Annotated in this window: 1 protein-coding gene; it reads right to left on the bottom strand. The window is 62.9% G+C overall.

Annotated features, from left to right (window positions below; all coding sequences use genetic code 11):
* Positions 1 to 87 precede the first annotated feature (87 nt).
* Positions 88 to 1,488, bottom strand: a 1,401-nt coding sequence (locus AC04MI_RS25115) for an RHS repeat-associated core domain-containing protein (protein WP_476499038.1), incomplete at its 5' end; no start/stop codon positions are given.

Consider the following 1,488-nt stretch of genomic DNA (forward strand, 5'->3'; position numbering starts at 1 on the left):
GACAAGAAGCATGCGCGTGACCAACCCATATCGCCGAGGCAAACGCAATGGCGAGGAGTCTGCTAAAGAATGAATTTGCCATATCAGTCACCACCTCGAATAAGGAATGGATTTGCCGGGATTTGCATTCCTCCAAACCTCCGACTTTGAACACAGCGTATTGACGTCCGCGTTTTGACCGCGCGTACAGCCAAGGGTTGGCGCCCAACCTTGCCGAGGATCGAGCGGTTTGCTCAAGCGCGAGCCGCCCCCGTGAATCCAGCGCGCGCGGCCGTCTGTCGTGCGCCATTTAGCTGTTCCGTATTCGCGGCTGTTTGGGTATTCGCAGTAGGTGAACTCACCGTTGTAGGGGCCGGCCGCACCAGGCTTTGCACTGCTGGCAACCGAATTGTTCGTCGGGAAGACCAGCAGATCGCGAGTCATCGGATCGAAGAAGGTGGTGATTCCGGCATTCATGTCTGTGTATACCCGCGCGGGGGTCCACAATTCACGGCCCCATGGATCAAGTCCCAGAGGATCTGTGACAGTCATAGGATTCGCGTCAACGTACCCAAGCCGATTCCAGCCTCCATCGAGTCCAATCGGATCCGGTTGGCTGTATCGACCCGTCGTCGGGCTGTACGAACGGAAGTAGTTGTAGAACAGCCCCGACTCCTCATCCGCATACTGCCCTGGATACCTCAGGCTGAACTTCACCTCGGAGACGCTGGTGGTGCCCGGGTTCGGTGTGATGTCGAGGTTGGCGAACCGGTTCTTCGCAACGGTCGGCTTGTCCTCCCCGAACGCGCTGTAGCCCCACTGCCAGACCGCTTGGCCGTCCGCATTGCTGAGCTTGCGCGGCGTGTTCAGGTGATCGCTGTGCACCGCATAGGTGGCGCCGTTGATCACGGCCGCAATCGGCATCGGCCCGTTCGCCGTCGGCAGGTAGATGTAGCTGGCCTGCCCCGCGCTGTTGGCTCCGCCGCTGCCCGCCTCCGCGATCAGGGTGCCCTGCTCGTCGTAGACATAGGCATAGCCCAGTTGCTCCGCTTGCGTGGTCGCCGGAGACCACAGCTTGGTGAAGAACGCGATCAGGCTCTGCATGAAGCCCGGGTCGGCTTCGTCGCCCTGCCCCGGCGGGTACAGCGGCTCGGTCTTGAACACCCGCTGGCCCAGCGCGTTGTGCGCGTAGCGCGTGGTCGGGCTCACGTCAGTGGCGCCGGTGGTGGCTGCGGCCAGGCGGCCCTCGGCGTCGTAGGTGTAGCTCCTGAGGCCGTCGCTCACGAGGTCGCCGTTGGCGTTGTAGCCATAGGTGACGCTGGTGGTGCTCGCGCCGTTGATGCTCTGGGTGAAGCCGGTGAGCTGGTTGCTGGTGGCGCCCACGGTGTAGGTGCGGCTGGTGCTTTGGGTACCGAGCATCCGGGTGCTGCTCGAGCGGTTGCCGTTCGCGTCGTAGCCGAAGCCGGCGGTGCTGCCGGTGGCGTTGAAGCCGGTGATGCGGCCCACGGC

The organism is Acidovorax sp. LjRoot204, assembly GCF_056175785.1.